A 20,355-nucleotide genomic window follows, 5' to 3' on the forward strand; every position below is an offset into this window, starting at 1 on the left:
AGCCAACAATCGTTAGAACCAAACATCAAAGCACAGGATTTCAAGACGATGAAACCGAGCTTTAAATACTGGATTTTCCTCGGTGCGATCTACTTCGCTATCGTCAGTATTATTGTCGCCAGCCTCATTGGTTCATGGGCCAGCCTCAACGAGGCTCAGCAAACAACATTAAGCGCAATGCTCAGCACCTTGACCCCCTTTCCGCTGCTGGGAACGATCACCATTTTTTTTATCATTGGGGCGCTGATTAATCTGTTATTCAATGACTACATTGTCCCCATTCTCAAGCTGGCTGAAAGTGCCAGAATCATTTCGTCCGTCAATCCGAAACATCGGGCCCAGATCAAAAACTCATCAAAAGAGATTCAATATTTAGCTGATATTATTAACCAATCGGCAGATGCCTTCAGCGAACTACAAAAAGATGTCGCCGGCAAAATAGCCACGGCGCAAATGACCCTGGATGAAGAACGGACCCGCCTTGCCGCCCTGATGTCAGAACTGCCCCATGGGGTCATTGTCTGCAATACCGATGGACAGGTCCTGCTCTACAATCAGCAGGCCCAGGAACTGTTCAAGAGGGATGCGACAAAAGCATCAGATCCGCCGCCAACACGTGGACTTCTTGGTCTCGGTCGCTCTATTTTCAGTATACTGGACCGCGATCCCATCGTGCATGGTCTGGAGATGTTGCATAAGTGTCACATGTCAGGTCGCAAAAATATGGTCAATAACGCCATGATCACCCTGCGCACTGCTCTCTGCCTGCGGATCAACATGGCACCATTCTTTACCGAGCAGGAGGGGGTACAAACAATCTCCGGCTTCGTCCTCACCCTTGAAGACATGACTCGCCAGATTGAGTCAGATAGTCGCCGGGACCTGCTCATACAATCCCTCATCGACGAACAGCAAAAGGACGTCGATGCAATCCGTGACGCGATTAGTTCTATTCTCGACCGTCCCAACCTTGAGCATGAAGAGCTACAAAGCTACCGCCAGAGAATCGACCAGGCTTCCCAGTCATTACAAGCTCATGTCAATGAAGCAAAAATCAACTATGCCCATCATTTGCGGGCTTTAAACCAGAATGAGAATGTCCTCGCTCACAATCTGCTGGAGATTATCAGCACCAACATCAACAAACAATTCGCGATGAAAGTCACCCCGATTGCCCCTACAGGAGCTTGGTTACAACTCGATAGCTACTCTATGGTTCAGGCGCTATCTCATCTTGCAGGCCTGTTGCAGATGCACTACAACGTCTCAGAACTGTTAATGACCCTATCCTGTGACGCAAAATCTGTGTCGGAACTGGTAATTTCCTGGCCAGGGCAAGAAATCAGCTCTGAGTTGCTGACAACCTGGCAGCTCACCCCATTAACAACAGACACTAACGGCAACTCCTTGAACTTTCAGGACACGATCGCCAATCTATCTGGAGAGATCATTCCCATTCAAGCGGCAGAGGGCCTCTGTACTGGACTCACCATTGTCTTGCCCAGCAGCGATAAAGACCTTACCCCGGCAATCCATACAGAAATCGAACATCGCCCGATTTCCTACGAGTTTGACCTCTTCAAACGTGATGAATGGCAGGAGTTCAGCCAAATTTCCCTCCGCAAACTAACCTATGTTGTCTTTGACACAGAGACCACGGGGTTGAATCCGTCTAAGGGGGACGAGATCATTCAACTAGGTGCCATCAGGATCGTCAACGGCCAACTCCTCTATCATGAAGTCATTGACCAATTGATTGATCCGCAACGATTTGTCCCCCGTGAATCAGTCGCTATCCACGGAATTCAACCCGCATTATTGTTAGGCCAACCTACGCTTGACAAAGTTCTCCCTCACTTTCAAACCTTCGTTGAAAATTCGGTATTGGTCGCCCACAACGCCGCGTTTGATATGCGTTTTTTACAGTTACAGGAAATGAAAACCGGGATTGTTTTTGAGAACCCTGTCCTTGATACGCTGCTACTCTCATCCATTGTCCACCCGAATCAGGACTCTCACTCTCTGGATGATCTAGCGGAACGACTCAACGTGACCATTATTGGTCGCCATACCGCTCTTGGCGATGCGATCGTGACAGGGGAAATTATGCTGAAATTAATTCCACTCCTTGAAGCTCAGGGGATCCACACCCTGGCTGATGCTCTTGCGGCAACATCGCAATCACCTTTTGCCAAGGTATCGTACTAAGTTTTTCGGCTAAAATAAAAAAGGGCGATCGGGGAGTTTGTAAACTTACGGGACAACGCTGATGTTAAAATCACTGCTCAAAGGCTTCACGGGTAAAAAAAAGGAGTCAGCAGACCCATTATTGGCTTATGTCATAGAGGCATGCGGCAAAATTGAAGATCGCTCCTCCCTAAAACAAAGTATCCATGAAACCAGCTTCTGTGTTCTTGACCTGGAGACAACGGGGCTGGATATGATCAACGATGTCATTATTAATATCGGGGCGGTCAAGCTGAAAAAAGGGAAAATCACCAAACTGTTTGAAGCCTACACCAAGCCTCCCATCCCCATCCCTGCGGCATCAACTGAATTCCATGGCATGGTTGACTCTATGTTTGCTGATAAGCCGGTGGTCGGAGAGGTCTTGCCAGAACTGCTACAGTTTATAGGTGATAGTGTCATCGTCGGTCACCACATCAACTTTGATATCCGCATGTTGCATCGGCACCTTAAAGAATTCTACAACATCGGCATATCCCATACGGTCTGGCTGGACACCATGTTTCTCTACCAGATGGCCCACGAAGACCAGAAGCATCAACCTCTGGAGCACTTGCTGGAGCGCTACTGTGTGCAGTGTGATCAGCGGCATACAGCGCTCGGAGATGTTGTCGCAACGGCTAAAGTTTTCGTAAAAATCATGGACGAATTGCCACCATCCTACAAAACCATTGGGGATTTATTCCGTGCTCAAGATGAAATACGTCGAAAGGAATAGCGACTGATGTCCGAACCTGTCTGTAACTATGATCGTAAAATTATATCAGTTGACGAATATGAAGTTCTGCAGCAACTGGGGACGACCGAACTTGTCGATCGCCTGGCACAAAAATACCTGCAATGGCAAACCCCCTATAAACAGGTTCTCGACTCTTCACGCGCCCCCTTCTACCAATGGTTTAGTGGTGGTAAGGTTGATATCTGGCAAAACACCATAGGTCAACATCTCCATACCCGGAGACGCAACAAAGCTGCATTAATGTGGATTGGGGTTGATGGTCGTGAACGGATTTACACTTACCATACCCTCGCCTATGAAGTTGAACGACTGGCAATGGCTTTAATCAATCTAGGAGCAAAAAAAGGGGATAAAGTCCTCATATTCACCCCTAACTTACCTGAAACAATTGTCACGATGCTTGCCTGCGCCCAGATTGGTGCCATCCATATTAATTACCACATGGCCTATTCTTCTGAATCCCTGGCCGAACGACTGCAAGACTGTCAGGCCAACTACATCGTCACTGCAGACGGTTGCCCGCAGACATCCCACAAGCTGAAAGAAAAAGTGAATGATGCGTTAAACAAAATCGATCACCAGATCAAACATTGCATCGTTATCGAACGCACCGGTGAGCGGGTCCACATGCGCCCGAAACGGGATCTCTGGTATCAGGATCTGATCACCGACGAGAAATACTCTCGCGGGGCCACAGTTGACACTGTACGCGCGGCAAATCATCCCCTGTTTATGCTCTACACCTCGTCTAAAACTAAAACCGCAAAAGCCGTTGTCCATAACACTGCCGGCTTTCTTATGTGGGCACAGTTCACAACCGAACTGCTGTTCGACATGGATGATCGTGATATCTTCTGGTGTACCGCTGACCTCGCCTGGATCACCGGGCACACCTACGGGATCTATGGACCCCTCTCTCTCGGCAGTACCGTGTTCATTTATGAGGGGAGCATCAGTTATGCAAATACCTCTTTATTTTTTGATTTTCTGGAGCGCTTTCATATCACCAGAATGTTCAGCAACCCGGCACTACTACGCAGCGTCATGCGTGCCAAGAAAAGTCGCCGGGAGGAAGCCAAAGCAACGAATTCTCTGCGACTTATCGGCTGCGGTGGCGGTGAAATCAAAGCAGACCTCTACAACTGGGTTTTGCACGCACTGCCAAAACAGGGGGAGATCCCGTTGGTCAATATCTGGGGACAAACGGAATCTGGCGGCAGCTTGATGGCTAACGTCCCCGGCACAGTCGGCAGCAAACAGAATACCCGGTTGCGCCCCCTGCCCGGGGTCAAATGCCGCCTGGTGACAAAAAAAGGGGAAACCATCACCGGTCATGATGAACCAGGATTTTTGGTTTTGACCAATCCGCTACCCTCCCTTTGCAGCGACTTATACGGCGACACCAAGGCCTATCAATCCATCTACTGGGATAAGTTCAAAAGAAAAAACTACTATTCTACCGGCGATGAAGCCATCAGAAATATGGATGGCAGCTATATTTTGACCGGGCGCTCAGACATCGCTCTCAGTTCTGGAGCAGGGAATCGTAAGATCAATGAAATTGAAGCCGTGATCCTCTCACATGAACGGGTTAAAGAGTGTGCCGTCGTCTTTATTGATCACCCGACTTATGGCTACATGTTACTGGCCTTCTGTGTTTTAAAGTCTTACAAAGATGAAAGTTACAAGGACGAATCACTGCAGGCGATCAAGGAACATATCATTGAAGAGAGTGGAGAGATCGCCCTACCTGACGCAATCAGGCTGACAAAATTTCTACCCAAAACACCGGATAATGAAATTAACCGTCCGCTACTCAAAGAGATTTCTTTGCAGATGGAAGGTTTGTAGCGAAGAAGTTAAACACCAACCGGTGTGAAGCCGCCCAGCGAACAACTACGGCGAGGATTCAGAGGGGAGACATCATATCCATGTCCCCCGACCGAATACCGACAGAGACAGAGATTAAAAAAACCGTGATACCCAAGGCAACTTCTGTTTAAGTCGCAAACTCCAAGCATGCAGACGCCCTAACTCTCGAGCGGCTTTCGGCAACTGTTTCAAGCCGAAGATGGCACTGAACAAGATTGCCAGCAGAGCTAATTCCCAAGGGCCAAGACCAAGAATCATCGGTCCTCCAACAAGAGCCGTCCACTTGCACCGGAAACAACTTCTCCAACCCGATAAACAGGAAGGCCAGCTGCCGTCAACTCCTGCTCAAAGAGATCAACCTTTCCTTTGGCAACCGCGATTAACAGGCCGCCCGAGGTTTGCGCATCGCTGAGTAAATCAAGCGATAACGGATCACAGCCATCACGACCATCAAGACAGGGGGAATAAAAATCCCGGTTGCGGTGAGATCCGGCCGGAACCAGCCCCATTTCTGCCATATCTAAAGCTTGCGGATAGGCAGGGAGATCGTTGACGAAAATTTTGAGCCGGACACCACTAGCTTCAGCCATCTCAGAAGCGTGCCCGATCAGTCCAAATCCGGTAATGTCAGTACAAGCGGAAACACCAACCTTTAACATGACCTCGGCTGCCTCCTTGTTCAAACTCACCATTCCGGCAATCGCTACGGCGATATCCGTTTCGGTGAGGATCTCCCCGCGTAAAGCAGTGGTCAACAACCCCGTCCCCAAAGGCTTGGTTAGATAAAGTTGATCCCCAACCTGACAGCCACAGGTCGTGACCATCTTCTGCGGGTCAACAATACCTGTCACGCAGAGACCATACTTGGGTTCATCATCCTCGATGGAGTGACCGCCCGCGACGACCGCTCCAGCGGCATGAACCCGCTCGGCTCCGCCTTGAAGAATTTTGACCAGGATATCAGCATCCAGACAACCGACGGGAAAGGAGACCAGATTGAGCGCCGTCAATGGCCTCGAACCGATGGCAAACAGATCGGAGAGGGCATTGGCTGCCGCAATTTGCCCGTAGATATAGGGATCATCCACCACCGGGGTGAAGAAATCAACTGACTGCACCAATGCCTCAGAATCATTGAGGCGATAAATAGCGGCATCAGCAAAAGGGATCTCCTGAGATATCAAATCAGGATGATTAATTTGTGGTAGCTGACTCAGCACCTGAGTCAGGGTCTCTGGACCTATTTTGGCCGCTCAACCAGAGCTACGAGATAGAGACGTCAATCGAACTGTCATATCTATTAATCCCCTTTCTTAATTTTTAATCCCCAAAAAGCATCACACCGGACGGGGCAATTGCCACGCCACCCGGTTTTCTCCCGTTCGGCGGGTATATTTTTGACTATCAAATAATTCCAATATCGCTTGGGTCAACTTACGGCCACTGCCCAATTTGTCTCTGAACTCAGCTAGCGTCACCGTCTCCTGTTGTTGAAAGGTCGTCACCAGAAGCTGCTCGGCCTGCCGATAACTGTCCATATGCAGAGAACTTTCCTGGTTCAAACGGACCAGTGAACCCTCAAGAACAAGATAGGAAAAATAAGCCTCGCTGTCTAGCCCGTCAAAGCCCAAACTGAGCAAAACTTCTTTGTTGTTTTTCACCTGAAAACCAGCGGCCCGAAAACAATCGTCCAATTGCTTGAGAATTTTTAGCTCTGCAGATGTGGGTTGCGGTTGCCAGTCCGGGGTCGCCACCAGATCACGATTAAGGACGATCAGCTTCTCAGCAAGGGCCCACTGCAACAACACTTCAAATCCCTTTGGAGCCAATTTTTTCGATAGCTGCGCTTGCAATGTGGCACGCGGAATTCCATGCCTCAAGTGATGCTGTTGCTGATACTCAGCGACAATCCGCGGGAATTGCTGTTTCCAACTCCTGACCCTGTCAGCAAGCACCCATTGTTCAGCTAATAACTCAACCTGCCCCGCCTCTTGAAGTTTCTCCAACCCTTGCAATAGCTGCTGACGTCCGGTTCCGGTCTGTTTTTCCAGATCCTTGACCCGGGCAACTTCCAACTCGTCCAACTTCTGCAACCAGAAGCCCAGATCGCCCGAGGCAAGGTCATGTAACCGTTGCGTCACCTCAGCGCGAAAACGCTTATGTTTTTGCGGCTCGGCGTCAATAACCATCCCGCCACCAATAGTGATCATAGGAGAATAGGAGCGGATAATAAAGCGGTCGCCCCGATGAACCAACAAGGGGTGATCCAAGGTAATCTGCACCAGAGCTTCATCTCCGGGCACTAACTCGTCTCGATCCAGCAGGACGACCTGACCAACACTCCGGCCAGTACCGAGATGAAAGTGCACCGGGTCGCGAAACTTGATCGCTCGCGGAGCATCCTCAAGAAGTTGCACCCGGACATCAACCCTCTGGCTGGCGCGAAATAAACCCGGCGTACCGACAACCGAGCCGCGTGGAATCTGATCACGATTAACCCCGGAAAGATTCAGCGCCACCCGCTGTCCGGCAAAGACTTCTGGCGCCGGCTTATCATGAACCTGAGCTTCACGAACCCGCGCAAGGATAGCCGCAGGGAGAATTTCTAACGTGTCACCGGTCTTGATCTGACCGCTGGTCAAAGTCCCTGTGACAACAGTGCCAAAGCCACTGATACTGAAACAACGATCAACAGGCAAGCGCACCGCTCCTCCAGAATCGCGAGGAACGACATGACTTAATTGTTCCCGGACAACATCCATCAACGCAGATAGTCCCTCTCCGGTGACCGACGAAACCCGACAACAAGGAGCCTTCTCCAAAAACGTTCCCGCAACCTGCTCACGAACTTCTTCCTCGACAATATCGAGCCAATCAGGTTCAACCAGATCACACTTAGAAAGGACCAGAATCCCCTTCTGTAATTGCAACAGTTGCATAATCTGCAAATGTTCATGGGTCTGTGGCATCACCCCTTCATTGGCGTCAATGACCAACAAGACAAGATCAATCCCGGCAATCCCACTGAGCATTTGTGGAATAAACTTTTCATGTCCCGGAACATCGACGACCCCGGCAACCTGTCCACCCCCGAGATCTAAAGGGGCAAAACCTAACTCAATCGAAATCCCGCGCTCTTTTTCTTCTCCCAGACGATCGGTTTCGATCCCGGTCAGAGCACGGATCAGAGCTGACTTTCCGTGGTCAACATGACCAGCGGTGCCAATAATAAAGTGTCCTTCTGCCGCCACGTATTAACCCTCTTTTTTTAAAATGGTGATTAAGATCTGCGTCAACACGGCCTCTTCTTCGGCAAAAACAGCCCGTAAATTCACCAGCAGACGATCATTCTGGACCCTGACCACAACCGCCGGAGTAAAAGCTCGCAAACGCTTCGCCAGCTCGGCTGTTCGTTTCCCTGATGGATTGATTTCAACCGCCCAATCCGTCAATTCCGTCAGCGGCATGGCACCACCGCCGACACGGGAAACATCCTCTATCAATGCGATCTCCGCAGCCAATGATTCGGCCTTGAGTCGCTCATACAAACGTTGACAACGTTGCTTCTGCTCCTCTGGATCCGCCGAAAACATTTTCAACACCGGCAGTTCCCGCAGGGCTTGTTCCGGCTGAAGATAAAGTCGCAGTGTCGATTCAAGGGCTGCAAGGGTCAACTTATCAATCCGTAAAGCCCTGGCCAACGGATGTTTACGAATCTTCTTGATCAAGTCAGCACGGCCGACAATCAACCCCGCCTGAGGTCCTCCGAGCAATTTGTCGCCACTAAAGGTAATCACATCAACCCCAGCCTTGACCACCTCAGGAACCGTAGGCTCCCGTTCCAAGCCATAACCACTTAGGTCCAGCAACAACCCGCTCCCCAGATCCTCCATCAAAATCAAATCATGTTCACGGGCGACTGGCAGCAACTCCCGAGCGGTCACCTCCTTCGTGAAGCCGACAATGCGGTAATTACTAGTATGAACTTTCAGTAGAATTGCGGTTTCTGCGGTGATTGCCTGCTGGTAATCACGCAAATGGGTCCGATTGGACGAGCCAACTTCCCGCAGAATCACCCCCCCGGCCTCCATTACCTCAGGAATCCGAAATGCGCCGCCGATTTCAACCAGTTCCCCCCGTGAGACAATGGCTTCCCGCCCTTTCCCGAGCGCTGCTAAAGCAAGAAGAACCGCTCCAGAATTATTATTAACAACCAACGCCGCTTCAGCACCTGTCAATTGCTGCAATAAACTTTCGACATGGGAAAAACGTTCTCCCCGCTTACCACTGTCAAGTTCAAATTCCAGATTGGAATAGCCCACAGCAACGTCATTGATGGCTTCAATCGATTGTAAGGAGAGAGGAGCACGGCCCAGATTGGTATGCAAAAGTGTCCCTGTTGCGTTGATCACTTTACGTAACGAAGGTTGCAGAAACTTACGGCAATGAGCTGCAGCAACAGCTGCAAGCGACGACGGGTGAAGTCGTTCTGGAGGGATACTTTCCCCCGTATTCAGAATTTCCTGACGCAAAGACGCAATCAATTCCTGTACCGCCTGGGACAAAATATCTTGTGGTAACTGTTGAGCCAAATCCTGCATGGACTCTTCACGTAATATTCGATCGATCGCCGGAAGGGTTCGCAGCAAATCCTGTCGACCACTCATAGACAGACTCTCCTTTGTGCTTCTAAATATTTTTGAGATTTTTCGCACAGGAGTCTACCATGGCATTTCATCAATGAACAACCATAGAGATTAACAAGGAAAATTTTGATTGAGAAAAACTCGCGACCTTTTTCTGATTGACACATTAATCATAGTTTTGTTATAAATCGCCCACTCTATTAAGGGGCTGTAGCTCAGTTGGGAGAGCGTTTGACTGGCAGTCAAAAGGTCCGCGGTTCGATCCCGCGTAGCTCCACCAAAAAAATCAAGCACTTAGCGTTAATTCGTTAAGTGCTTTTTTGTTGAAATATCGATAAAAGATCTATTGTTTTTAGATTGGTGCATCGGTCATGGCTAGAACGCCACGGTTCCCTATCAAACCAGCATCATTCGCGTTTATCAAAAACTTCCCGGACCGCCTGACTTAATTCTAAGCTATTCACTGGCTTCATCAATAAGGCTTTCGCTCCGATCTCCATAGCCTTTGCCGCATCTAATACCGCACTATGCCCGGTACAAATGATAACCGGCAGGTCGGAACGGATCTGCAACGCTTTCTGGGTCAGAACATCGCCGGCCATTTCCGGCATGGTCTGATCTGTGACGATTAAGTCATAGCTGGCGGGATCCGCTTGAAACATGGCAAGAGCAGCGACCGCTGACGTTGTCGCCGTGACCCTGTAGCCCATATATTCAAGGATTTCCTTCCACAGTTCAACCAGCATTTTCTCATCGTCAATCAGGAGAATATGCTCCGTCCCCTGCCAGCCGTTATGGGAATCAACAGCTTCCTTACGCTCAGCCTCTTTGGTTGACAGAGGAAAGAAGACATTGAAAGTCGTCCCTTTTTCCGGAATACTCTCCACGCTGATAAAACCATCATGATTCTGGACAATTCCATGCACCACAGACAACCCCATCCCCGTCCCCTCGCCTTGTTTTTTTGTGGTGTAGAAAGGATCAAATATCCGCGTTAAAACTTCGGGGGACATTCCGGCGCCAGAATCAGAGATAGTCAATTGTCCGTATTCACCTGGTAATAGTCCCGGATACTTATGAGCCATGAGGTTATCAACCACTATCGGCTTTACCCTTATCAGAATTTCTCCACCCTGCTCCGGCATCGCGTGATAGGCATTGGTACAGAGGTTCATGACAACCTGCTGAACCTGAGTTGAGTCGGCTAAAATAACTCCGGTACTGTCATCAATTTCCGCGCGAATGGAGATGGTCGAAGGGATGGTCTGCTGCAGCAACTTGATACTCTCGCCAACCACGCTGGTCAGTTTGATGATTTCTCGGTTCTGCTCCCCTTTGCGGCTGAACATCAGGATCTGCTTGACCAGTTCCTTTGCCCGTTCTGTGGCTCGCAAGACATACTTAAGATTCTTTTTACATTTGTCATCACAGCTCGGATTGCGCAGGCTCAATTCCGTATAACCCAGAATAGCCGCGAGGATATTGTTAAAATCATGGGCAACGCCCCCTGCCAGAGTCCCGATGGCCTCCATTTTCTGAGATTGTCGCAAACGATCAGCCAACTCTTTCATTTCATTTTCAGCATTTTTAAGGGCGGTTATATCTTCGACACTGGACCAGATGAAGGGTTCTCCGTGCCGCATAACAACCATACAGTTCAGACGGACCGGAACAAAATGACCATCCTTGTGACGATACTCTTTTTCATAAGGCCCACATCTCCCCTCAACCTCTAGTTGCTGAAGTTGCTGCTGTTCCAACGGAACATATTCATCAGGGGTGACATCCCAGTATGACAGCTGCAGGGTTTCATCAATATTACGACCAAGGATGTTTGCGAAAGCGGAACTGACCTGAACATACACACCATCCATGGTGCACAAAGCAAGACCGATGGGAGATTGCTCAATAAGTTCACGGAATCGTTCCTTGCTCTCTTGCAGCTGCATTTCCATTTGCTTGCGTTCACTGATATCCCGTCCCTCTGGGATCAGGAGCGTCACCTCCCCTTTCTCGTTAAAAAGCGGGGTGATCGAACAATCGAGGGTACGGACTTCTCCGGACTTAGAGTAATTTGTGGTTTCAAACTGGACAATCTCTCCAACACCAGCACGCCGGATTGCTTCTTTCAGTTGCTTTCTAGCCGCTTCGGAATGTTGCCACCAGACAGTCTCCCAGAAAGGGAGGTTCAACAGGTTCTCTTTATCTTCACCGGAAAAGTTCAGGGCCGTCCGATTCACATCAAGCACGGTCCCGTCCGGCTTCATCAATCCGATAAACTCATAAGACTGATCAAAAATAGTCCTGAACTTCTGTTCACTTTCGCGCAGATCTCTAGTTTTCAACTCGACCGCCCGGCGCAAACGAAGGTTCCAGATGACAACAAACAGCACCAGACCCAGAACGGCCAACAGATAGGGCCAATATTTACCCCAGTAATCCGTACGGGTAGGATAAGTCGTCCCCAGCCATTTACCCGTTAACCGATCCAATACTCCGCTGTCGCGAGCGTGGGAAATCCCTTTATTCAAAATCGATTGTAAAACCCGGTCACCATCCTTGAGCCCCATGCAGTTAATCCCGCTGTAAAGGGGCACACCCACTTTTTTAACCTTATCAATCAAGCCATGGCTGTAAAGGTAATAAAGAACAATTTGTTCATCACCAATAAGCAAATCAGCGGTTCCGTCGATAACGGCATCGGCAGCTTCAGAAAAATTCTGGGTTGGAACCAGAGTAAAATCAATTCCCTTGGCATCAAGGAAATCTGCGGCATAATCACCCGCTTGGATAGCAACACGTTTACCATCCAGATCTTCCAGCCGGACAATATCCGGACGGTCAGCCAACACAAAGATAGAGGCGGGGACATTAAAAAGGGGTTGGGTAAAATCAAACTGTTGATCCCGTTTCTTACTGTAAAACAAGCTGGTAAGAACATCTGCCTGTCCAGACAAAACCGCTTGTTGAGCTTCGAGGAAGGACACATTTCTAAAACGACTGCGAAAACCGAGTTCAGTCGCAAGCCAACGGACCAACTCAATGGTCATGCCATCGGACATTCCATCATCATTGCTAAATTCAAACGGCGGATAACTGTTTTGACTGATAAAAACGATAGGATTGTGAGTTTCAAGGTACTGTTGTTCTTCTGCCGACAGCACTATCCCTGATGTTTGACCGTAAGCAACAGTCAGGGGAAACAAGCAAAGCAGCAAGCTGATCAATAGTTCCGGTAACGCAATCCGCATCCAACCTCCTCACAGTGTTAAACTCCTTGGAAAGCCCTCATCAGAATGAGGCTATCCACCTCCATAATCACGAACTATACAATTTTACAAGATCAGGCAAAAACAGTAAACGTTTATTAATCTCGTCCAACAAATAAAGTTCATTTCAAAGCTTTGAGTTCTGTTTCACGCCAAGGAGAAAACCTGCCAGGTTCTGCAATCAATCGTTGCAACGCCGAGCTGTTACATCACAACACCTATTCGATCCTTCGTGTTTGACGGTATGTGGTGAGAACAGAGATCAATTCGGCCAAAAGATCTGAGGCACTCTAACAATTTATCATAAAAATACTCCGACAACGGATAGACACTTGACAAACCGCTCTGGAACAATATAATCATCCATCCATGCCGAAGTGGTGGAATTGGTAGACACGACGGTCTCAAACACCGTTGCTTCACGGCGTGCCGGTTCGATTCCGGCCTTCGGTACCAAAAGAAGATAAAGCCTCTGATTTTTCAGGGGCTTTTTCTTTGTCCGGAGCCGTCCTAAACTGGGTAGACGAAAAATTACAATAAATACCGAGCGGTTACTTTGTTTACGCCGTGAAGGAAGGTTAAAGCTATTTCAGAAGAATTTGGGGTCTACACCAAAGAAAGGGGATGGACAAATATCCCGCCACTTAAACCGGATCTACACCAAAGAAAGGGGATGACCGATTCCCCTGCCATGAAAATTGATCAAAATTTCATTTTGTTTTAACCGCACAATACTCTAACTCGCAACCGATAATTTTCAAAGTTTCTGAATCCGTAGGCTCTGCGTTGAATCAATTTCATTTTTCGATGAAACCCTTTAACAATCAGGTGTCAGACTTCTTCCGGACGCCACTGTAAACCGCTACCTATTATCTGCCGAATACGTTATTTACGATCGTAGATATTTCAGGCATTAAACAACATCACTCCTATAAATATATTCGTTCATAGATTTTTATCTTGAATTTTCCTCTTTAGCACTATAAATATAAGAACGTAGATAACGTTGGAGGCATGATGAAAATCGATACAACACGAGACCTCGGGCTGACTATTCGAAAAAAACGCAAAGAGGATGGTCTGACGCTACAAGATGCGGCAGCCGTTTGTGGGGTCAGCTATGCCTTTCTTTCGGCTCTTGAGAACGGTAAAGAGAGTGTACAGTTGAACAAGGTTTTGCAGGTTCTCAATTGCCTCGGTATTGAATTAGATGCCCAGGTTCGAACATGGGCAGCAACGGATTATGAGCGATGAGAGATCATCTTCAGGTCAAAATTGATGGGAGGCTTGTCGGTCGGCTGTGGCTGGATAAGCACAAAAACTTTTGTTTTCAATATAACACCAGTTGGTTGCAATATTTCAGATTACCCCTATCTTTGTCGCTACCGTTACAAAAAGATCCATTTCTTGATGACCTGTCACACCCGTTCTTTGCGAATCTGCTCCCGGAAGAAAAAATTAAAGTGGTCCTGGCGCGGAACCTTGGGATCTCACTCCATAACGATTATGGGATATTGGAACGGATCGGTGGCGACTGTGCCGGTGCTGTCTCTCTCGATATAAAAACCGCAGAGTTAAAGACAACAACAGGAGAATATCGCCAACTATCTACAGAGGAACTGGCAACGATCATCAAAGAACTTTCTAAACGACCTTTTCTGGCGGGGGAAGAAGGAATCCGTCTTTCTCTGGCCGGTGCCCAGAAAAAATTACCGATCTATTATGATGAACACGACTTTCATCTTTCAATCGGCTCTGTCCCCAGCAACGCGATCATCAAGCCTCCCATTGAAGATTTTGACAGTACGGTAGAAAATGAAACTTTTTGCATGGCTTTAGCCAAGACTATCGGCCTCGATGTCCCTGAATCATTCATCTATCGATATGGCAAAGAAAAGGTTTTTGTCATTAAACGTTATGATCGGGTACAAAACGGCCCAACCGTTAAGCGTTTACATCAAGAGGATTTTTGCCAGGCGTTAGGCGTACTCCCTGAATACAAATATGAGGTGGAAGGTGGCCCTTCTTTGGCAGCATGCTTCAGCCTCGTTCGCAACAACAGTACGCGAGCTGCTAAGGATGTCTTGTCGCTGTTGAACTGGGTGATTTTCAATGTCCTGATTGGCAACTCCGATGCCCACGCCAAGAACATTTCCCTATTGCTTCTGGAAGCAGGCCCAGTACTCGCTCCATTTTACGATCTACTTTCGACCCGCATTTATAGTCATTATGGTTTGACCGAAAAGCTCGCCATGAAAATAGGGGGCGAAAGCAATCCAAATCTGATTCAAAAAAAGCAATGGCAAGCCTTCGCTGATGAAGTCAAAATCAAGCCGCATCTGGTGCTAAACCGTGTTGTTGATATTGCGAAACAAATTGAGGCAAATCGATTGCAGCTTTTCGAAAGGAATTTTGCTCAGGATCGTTGTGATGCTTTGTTCAGGCTGATGCAGTTAATGTCGGAGCAGTGCAAACAGGTCATAAAAAGGGTTTCTTAAGACCTCTCTCGGTTGATAACGCGATGGGATTCCCTTGCCGGAGACCACACATCTTGCTCATTTTTGTCTTGCAACTCCTTCATTTCTTTCAGTTGTCCAGATTTCGGAAGAAGGTCAGCCGTTAACACAAAAACTTTGACAGAACAGGCTTCAATCCGTTATAAATTGCTAATCCTTTCCACATAATTAATTCTTTTTATGTTCTTGTTTTCTTACCTTCTGGAGTCCACTTATGCACAATGTTGCTAAAAAACTACGTTCACTGTTGATCTTTTCAATATTTGTCCTTTTGAGTTGCACCAGTTGTGGTAGTTCCTCGTCGTCATCCCAATCTGTACGTATTATTGCAACGGCATCGGATCAAGTGGAGGGAGCGACCGTGACGTTATATGATTCAAGTGGCGCCCTGCTCTATCAGGAGATCAATGCAACTGACAGCTCCGGTTCGTGCAGCATAAGCATCGATGACCTTCCGCAAGCGTTTGTTATCACTGTCACTGATGGCACTGTAGATGGCGTCGCCTTCACCGACACACTGAAACTTATTGTCGATGACCATGATGCATCCCCGCACTCTTTTTACGCGATCAATGCCGCAACAACTCTCAGCGCAAAGCTTCAGGAGTATCAGGACTTTTCCTTTGCAAATGCCGTCGACGCGGTACAGAGCTGTTTTCATCTACCGGAGGAACTGAGTCTGGAGACAGACCTATACTTTTACTCGCATCTGTACGATAAAGCCGATTTTTATGCCGATGCCGAAGACGCTGGAGGATTGGATCTATACATCGAACAGTTGGCTGAGGAGATCTATGTGGCTTCGCAATCGGGGAGTCTTGCGACGTCCTGCCCCACACCGCTTATGGCTGTCTCTGGCGAAGAAGGGCTGGCAAAGTTCATGGCTTCGGAACTTGCCAAAAGCGCGGGCAAACAAATCGGAACGCAAGTCGCCGGTTGGGCGCTGAAAAACATTTTAGGAATGGATGACAATGAGGGGGTAGACGAAGAAATCTCAGCAGGATTTACAACTCTCAGCAACCAGCTAGAGCAGGTCAACAGCGCTCTGATTAGTCTGCAAACACAGATACAAGATCTCCACACAGAACTGGCGGCGCTGATGACCGCAGTGCAAGTAAGTGAATATGACACCATCATTGACTTCATGAATGAGCATATCGTCCATTTGAAGGCGGCAAATGCAATGCTTTACCATTTGACCCAGCGGGACGATCTCTCCAGTCCGCAGGCCAAAAAAGATGCACAGGAACTCTATTCCACCCTCACCGACCTGAGCCTATACGAAGACCTGATTGAGATTCAAGACTATATGGCCACACCGAATGGGGCGCAGAATCAGCTGGATGCCCTGATTGATCTCTATGGGAAAACATTCGCCTGCGACTATGACAAACTGGAAAAAGCGCTGGCATATTTCTTCCACTATGAAACCATCGCCCTGAACCTTCTTTTGGAAAAGGCCCATGCGGACGATGACACAACCCTCGCATCCCAACATCTTGCCTTCTACCTTGGAACCGACGAAGTCTCACAAAACGGTATGGATACGCAAACAGCAATGGTGCGCCCGTATGTAGAACAGATCATGCTCTGTAGCGCATATGAAAGTGAATGGCTGCAAACCGGCGGGATAACCCCATCCCCGACGGTGTTGCGCATGCAAAACATGTTCTCCAGTTTGCAAAATAAAAGCGGGCTCCAGTTTGAGGTCTGGATCCGCAAGCGCGCGCTACATTATAATCCCGGAGGAGATGCGATCTTTTTCCAAAATGCCGCAACTAATCAATCCTATCTCGAAACTGAGGAATGTTGGGGGATGGGGAGCACGATTTGCGGCACATCTTTATCCGCTGCAGACTATACGCTTGAACCTCTTGCACCAACAGGCCAGATCATCCTCTGTAATCCCACTGTCGCCGGATACTTCGAGTCCACGCAACATATTCTGACGACAAGCACTCCCGATCTAACGCCCGGCACCTATAAGATCCTCGATACACACAATCTCTACAAAGGAGCAGAAGACATCCCTGAGCCCATCGGTTACTGCCAGTCAGGGACAACTTTCTATTATTATGTTTATTATTCTGACCGGTTTCTGGACTACGAATTCACCATACCGGAAGGTGACGTTATCACCAATCTGATGATCACCCCCTATCAACAGCGATATGACAAATAACGCACTTTGACTTGTCGGGGCAGCACCCATAGCGGAGGTTAAACCCCGACACGAGCAGGGCCACTATCCAATCAACTTGTTTCCACTCGTCGGGTGGGAACAGGTTGAGAGTCTCTCAAAATATTAGCAATATTCTCCACAGGGAGTGCCTTCCTACAAGATTTGAGATCAAGAACGGGAAATGTGTGCGGCTGACAACCCAAGTTTTTGTCGCTCCTCAAAGCAGCTGCGTAGAGGAAGGACCCCGCAAGGTTATGAATAATCAATGGATCGGTCATAGTCTACGAGCCTCTGTTAGCCCTTATAAGTGATCGTAGCCTGCGTTGTGTCGCCCAACTTGAAACGCTGGAGCATACCCAATAGCTCTGCGGCCTGGCTTGAAAGTTCTTCAGCAGATGCGGCACTTTCTTGTGCTGTTGAGGTATTCTGCTGAATAACCGTATCGATCTGCCCCAGACCCTGATTGATTTGACTGATCCCGCTAGCCTGTTCGTTTGATGCCGTGGCGATATCTTCAGCAAGGGCAGAAACCTTTGAGACTCCGGCATAGATTTTTTTCAATGAGCTGGCGGTGAGATGCGCAATCTTGACTCCATTCTGAGTTTTCTCCACCGATCCGGCAATCAACTCACTGGTTTCAGAAGCCGCTTTTGCACTGCGCGCTGCCAGATTACGCACCTCTTCGGCAACAACCGCGAAGCCTTTGCCATGTTGACCGGCTCGGGCAGCTTCAACGGCCGCATTCAAAGCCAGAAGATTTGTCTGGAACGCAATTTCATCAATAACCTTGATGATTTTATTGATGTTCTGACCCGCTTCGCTGATAGAGGCCATGGCGTCAACCATACTATCCATGTGAGAATTGCCTTCTTCTGCATCATTTTTGGCTTCGCTTGACAGGTCATTGACCTGGTTCGCATGTTCAGCATTGATTTTGGTCTGGTTCGACATTTCATTCAATGAACTGGAAATTTCTTCCAGCGAAGCGGCTGATTCTGTTGCCCCTTGCGACAAAGATTGAGAAAAGTCGCTGACGTTCACACTGCCTGAAGAAATCTGTTGGCTGGACATGATCTGTTGTCCAACCATCGAACTCAAATCATTGCGCACCTTCAGTAAAGTTTTCCTCAGTTCATCCTTTTTATGTTCATCAATTTCGATCTCAAAACTAAGGTCGCCATCAGCCAGTGACTCCAACGCTGAACACACTTGCTTGAGCTTTGCGACCATCGTCCCCATGGCCCCTAAGAGCATCCCAATCTCGTCCTGACGATCCGTTGCTACGTCCAGATAGATATCACCATCAGAAATCTGGTTGACAACACCAATCACTTTTTTCAAGGAACTTAAGAAATCGCGACTGATCCAAAGCAAGACCAAGCAGAGTAAAACCCCGATCACAACGGCACCGACAGTCATCATTGTTAAAGCCGACTGCTTGGCAGAGAGAGCCTCCTGGCTACTGGAATCAAGAAGTTGATTTCCATTTATTTTCATAACATCGCTGCGCTGCTTTATGGCTTCAAGCAAATGTTCAATGTTAGCTTCAACCGCATGTAACTCTGCTCTCGGCGCTATAACTGTTTTAAATACAGCGGTAAATTGATCAATTAAAGAGGCAAAGGTTTTTCCACTTTTCGTTTCAAAACTATCCATCTTTTTATCAACAAGAAGTTTTTTGAAAGCCTCAAGGTCAGCTGTGACCTTTGACGCCTCTTCGGGATTGCCCTCGATAACATAATTTTGACTTTCAACCTGCAGTTTCAAAATCGCTTCACTGAACGTCCCGAGGAAGATCTCTTTTTTCAGAGTCATTCCCTCGTTAATCAGTGTCTGCCATAGACCTTCTTTATTATTGAAACCCATCTTGGTTTTAAGTTCAGCATAACGATGGAGATTTTTTTGTATTTCTGCTCCTGAAGATTTGATCCAGGCAATATCCTTCGCCAGATCAGTTCCTTCGATCGCAGCAATTTCTCGGTCCAAATTGTTTTTATGTTCCTCGAAAAGGTTATCCATTGTCCTGAGGAATGAAGCCACTCCATCACGTTGGAGGTTGCGACTGTCATCAACAACTTTAAGCAACGTCAACTGAACCTGAGACGCTTCACCAATCGACCGAGCAACTGAATCCGCATTCACCAGAGCATCACTCATCTTCGACAGGCCAGTGATCGCCAGGGTGGTAACGACAACGAAACCGAGGACGGCCAAAACAAGAACCAAGATCATTTTGTGTTTAAATGTCAAACAGAACTTCACAGCGAACTCCTTTGCTGATTATCAACTTTCTCCACAAATCAACGGTGACAAAAGATTGTTACAATTGATCTATCGTCACAAGGACTGGAAACAAAAGGGATTTTTAACGGCACAATAGTTAACCAAAGCTAACGATATAGTATTGATGATAGTTCTTCAATCTTTTTCTGAGAACAAAAACACTTTTTTTATGTTTTGTAGATCCGGTGAAGAGAATGGGGTTTTTGATATTTATTGTTAGGTTTATTGTGTTTTCTGTGACTGGGAAGAAAATGGTTTCAGCCCATTGACACAGGAAAAACCAGGATTGGGGTTTCCAGCAAAAAATCGCTGTGTAGACAAACTCTGCAACTCGCACCGGGGCATAGCCGAGATTACGGGCACCAAAAGCCGCTGGGTTCCCAACCCTTGGCAACACGATGATCTCAATCGAAAAATTGACCATAAAAAAAAGGGGAACCCTGTGGGTTCCCCATGAAGGACGAAGGAGGTAGCGTCCTGTCATTTGTTGTGAGTTCACCTGGCGCTGAGCAGAGCGACGGGTCAACCGGGATGAAGCAGAATGATAACATCCTGTCATCCCCAAAAATGTTATATCAATCATTAATGCAGACAGCGTGCC

At 47.9% G+C, this 20,355-nt stretch carries 12 protein-coding genes, 2 tRNA genes and 1 pseudogene; 8 read left to right on the plus strand and 7 right to left on the minus strand.

Annotation, left to right across the window (positions count from 1 at the left end):
- Positions 1 to 48 precede the first annotated feature (48 nt).
- The 3 genes from BLU87_RS12125 to BLU87_RS12135 all read left to right on the plus strand — a co-directional run bounded on the left by BLU87_RS12125 (position 49) and on the right by BLU87_RS12135 (position 4,837).
- A complete protein-coding gene (locus BLU87_RS12125) occupies positions 49 to 2,208 on the plus strand; it encodes a 3'-5' exonuclease (protein ID WP_092348850.1) in 2,160 nt (719 codons plus the stop codon).
- Between the two features lie 61 nt (positions 2,209 to 2,269).
- Positions 2,270 to 2,965 (plus strand): 3'-5' exonuclease, encoded by a 696-nt coding sequence (locus tag BLU87_RS12130; RefSeq protein ID WP_092348853.1) that lies wholly within the window; start codon positions 2,270 to 2,272, stop codon positions 2,963 to 2,965.
- Between the two features lie 6 nt (positions 2,966 to 2,971).
- The gene (locus BLU87_RS12135) at positions 2,972 to 4,837 is read left to right on the plus strand and encodes an AMP-binding protein (protein WP_092348856.1); all 1,866 of its coding nucleotides are present in this window, start codon (positions 2,972 to 2,974) and stop codon (positions 4,835 to 4,837) included.
- A gap of 114 nt (positions 4,838 to 4,951) precedes the next feature.
- Here the strand turns inward: BLU87_RS12135 and BLU87_RS17125 are convergent, their stop codons facing one another.
- From BLU87_RS17125 to selA, 4 genes are read right to left on the minus strand one after another with little or no spacing between them, the layout of a single operon-like run.
- Positions 4,952 to 5,116 carry a twin-arginine translocase TatA/TatE family subunit gene (locus BLU87_RS17125; protein ID WP_139167554.1) on the minus strand — a complete coding sequence of 55 codons (165 nt, stop codon included), beginning with the start codon at positions 5,114 to 5,116 and terminating at the stop codon, positions 4,952 to 4,954.
- Positions 5,113 to 6,153: a selenide, water dikinase SelD gene (gene selD, locus BLU87_RS12140; protein WP_092348859.1), complete on the minus strand. Its 1,041-nt coding sequence runs from the start codon at positions 6,151 to 6,153 to the stop codon at positions 5,113 to 5,115. The genes BLU87_RS17125 and selD overlap by 4 nt, the downstream gene beginning before the upstream one ends.
- A 42-nt stretch (positions 6,154 to 6,195) precedes the next feature.
- Positions 6,196 to 8,109 carry a selenocysteine-specific translation elongation factor gene (gene selB / locus BLU87_RS12145; RefSeq protein ID WP_092348862.1) on the minus strand — a complete coding sequence of 638 codons (1,914 nt, stop codon included), beginning with the start codon at positions 8,107 to 8,109 and terminating at the stop codon, positions 6,196 to 6,198.
- A gap of 3 nt (positions 8,110 to 8,112) precedes the next feature.
- Entirely contained in the window at positions 8,113 to 9,525 is a 1,413-nt protein-coding gene (selA, locus tag BLU87_RS12150) for an L-seryl-tRNA(Sec) selenium transferase (protein WP_092348865.1), read from the minus strand.
- 183 nt (positions 9,526 to 9,708) lie between these two features.
- Here selA and BLU87_RS12155 point away from each other — a divergent pair.
- Positions 9,709 to 9,784: transfer RNA gene (locus BLU87_RS12155), tRNA-Ala, on the plus strand.
- Between the two features lie 127 nt (positions 9,785 to 9,911).
- Here BLU87_RS12155 and BLU87_RS12160 read toward each other — a convergent pair.
- Positions 9,912 to 12,755 (minus strand): PAS domain S-box protein, encoded by a 2,844-nt coding sequence (locus BLU87_RS12160; RefSeq protein WP_092348868.1) that lies wholly within the window; start codon positions 12,753 to 12,755, stop codon positions 9,912 to 9,914.
- Between the two features lie 389 nt (positions 12,756 to 13,144).
- Here BLU87_RS12160 and BLU87_RS12165 point away from each other — a divergent pair.
- Positions 13,145 to 13,229 (plus strand) — tRNA-Leu (locus BLU87_RS12165).
- A gap of 264 nt (positions 13,230 to 13,493) precedes the next feature.
- Here BLU87_RS12165 and BLU87_RS12170 read toward each other — a convergent pair.
- Positions 13,494 to 13,598: pseudogene (locus BLU87_RS12170) on the minus strand (transposase); the annotation flags it as partial.
- Between the two features lie 189 nt (positions 13,599 to 13,787).
- Between BLU87_RS12170 and BLU87_RS12175 the strand changes: the two are divergent.
- The 3 genes from BLU87_RS12175 (at position 13,788) to BLU87_RS12185 (ending at position 17,471) form a co-directional block, all read left to right on the plus strand.
- A complete protein-coding gene (locus BLU87_RS12175) occupies positions 13,788 to 14,027 on the plus strand; it encodes a helix-turn-helix domain-containing protein (RefSeq protein WP_245706482.1) in 240 nt (79 codons plus the stop codon).
- Complete coding sequence (locus BLU87_RS12180; protein ID WP_092348874.1) at positions 14,024 to 15,271, plus strand: type II toxin-antitoxin system HipA family toxin; 1,248 nt, start codon at positions 14,024 to 14,026, stop codon at positions 15,269 to 15,271. Before BLU87_RS12175 ends, BLU87_RS12180 begins: the two co-directional genes overlap by 4 nt.
- A 232-nt stretch (positions 15,272 to 15,503) precedes the next feature.
- Positions 15,504 to 17,471: a hypothetical protein gene (locus BLU87_RS12185; RefSeq protein WP_092348877.1), complete on the plus strand. Its 1,968-nt coding sequence runs from the start codon at positions 15,504 to 15,506 to the stop codon at positions 17,469 to 17,471.
- A gap of 294 nt (positions 17,472 to 17,765) precedes the next feature.
- Here the strand turns inward: BLU87_RS12185 and BLU87_RS12190 are convergent, their stop codons facing one another.
- Positions 17,766 to 19,733, minus strand: a complete 1,968-nt coding sequence (locus BLU87_RS12190; protein ID WP_217637508.1) for a methyl-accepting chemotaxis protein — start codon at positions 19,731 to 19,733, stop codon at positions 17,766 to 17,768.
- Positions 19,734 to 20,355 lie beyond the last annotated feature (622 nt).

It is taken from the genome of Desulfuromusa kysingii (assembly GCF_900107645.1).
Classification (GTDB): Bacteria; Desulfobacterota; Desulfuromonadia; order Desulfuromonadales; family Geopsychrobacteraceae; genus Desulfuromusa; species Desulfuromusa kysingii.

Bases quoted from the DNA above. Each gene is read 5' to 3' on its own strand.
- BLU87_RS12130 (WP_092348853.1), top strand. From the start codon at position 2,270: ATGTTAAAATCACTGCTCAAAGGCTTCACGGGTAAAAAAAAGGAGTCA.
- BLU87_RS12175 (WP_245706482.1), top strand. From the start codon at position 13,788: ATGATGAAAATCGATACAACACGAGACCTCGGGCTGACTATTCGAAAA.
- BLU87_RS12160 (WP_092348868.1), bottom strand. From the start codon at position 12,755: ATGCGGATTGCGTTACCGGAACTATTGATCAGCTTGCTGCTTTGCTTG.
- BLU87_RS12185 (WP_092348877.1), top strand. From the start codon at position 15,504: ATGCACAATGTTGCTAAAAAACTACGTTCACTGTTGATCTTTTCAATA.
- selA (WP_092348865.1), bottom strand. From the start codon at position 9,525: ATGAGTGGTCGACAGGATTTGCTGCGAACCCTTCCGGCGATCGATCGA.
- BLU87_RS17125 (WP_139167554.1), bottom strand. From the start codon at position 5,116: ATGATTCTTGGTCTTGGCCCTTGGGAATTAGCTCTGCTGGCAATCTTG.
- BLU87_RS12135 (WP_092348856.1), top strand. From the start codon at position 2,972: ATGTCCGAACCTGTCTGTAACTATGATCGTAAAATTATATCAGTTGAC.
- BLU87_RS12125 (WP_092348850.1), top strand. From the start codon at position 49: ATGAAACCGAGCTTTAAATACTGGATTTTCCTCGGTGCGATCTACTTC.
- BLU87_RS12180 (WP_092348874.1), top strand. From the start codon at position 14,024: ATGAGAGATCATCTTCAGGTCAAAATTGATGGGAGGCTTGTCGGTCGG.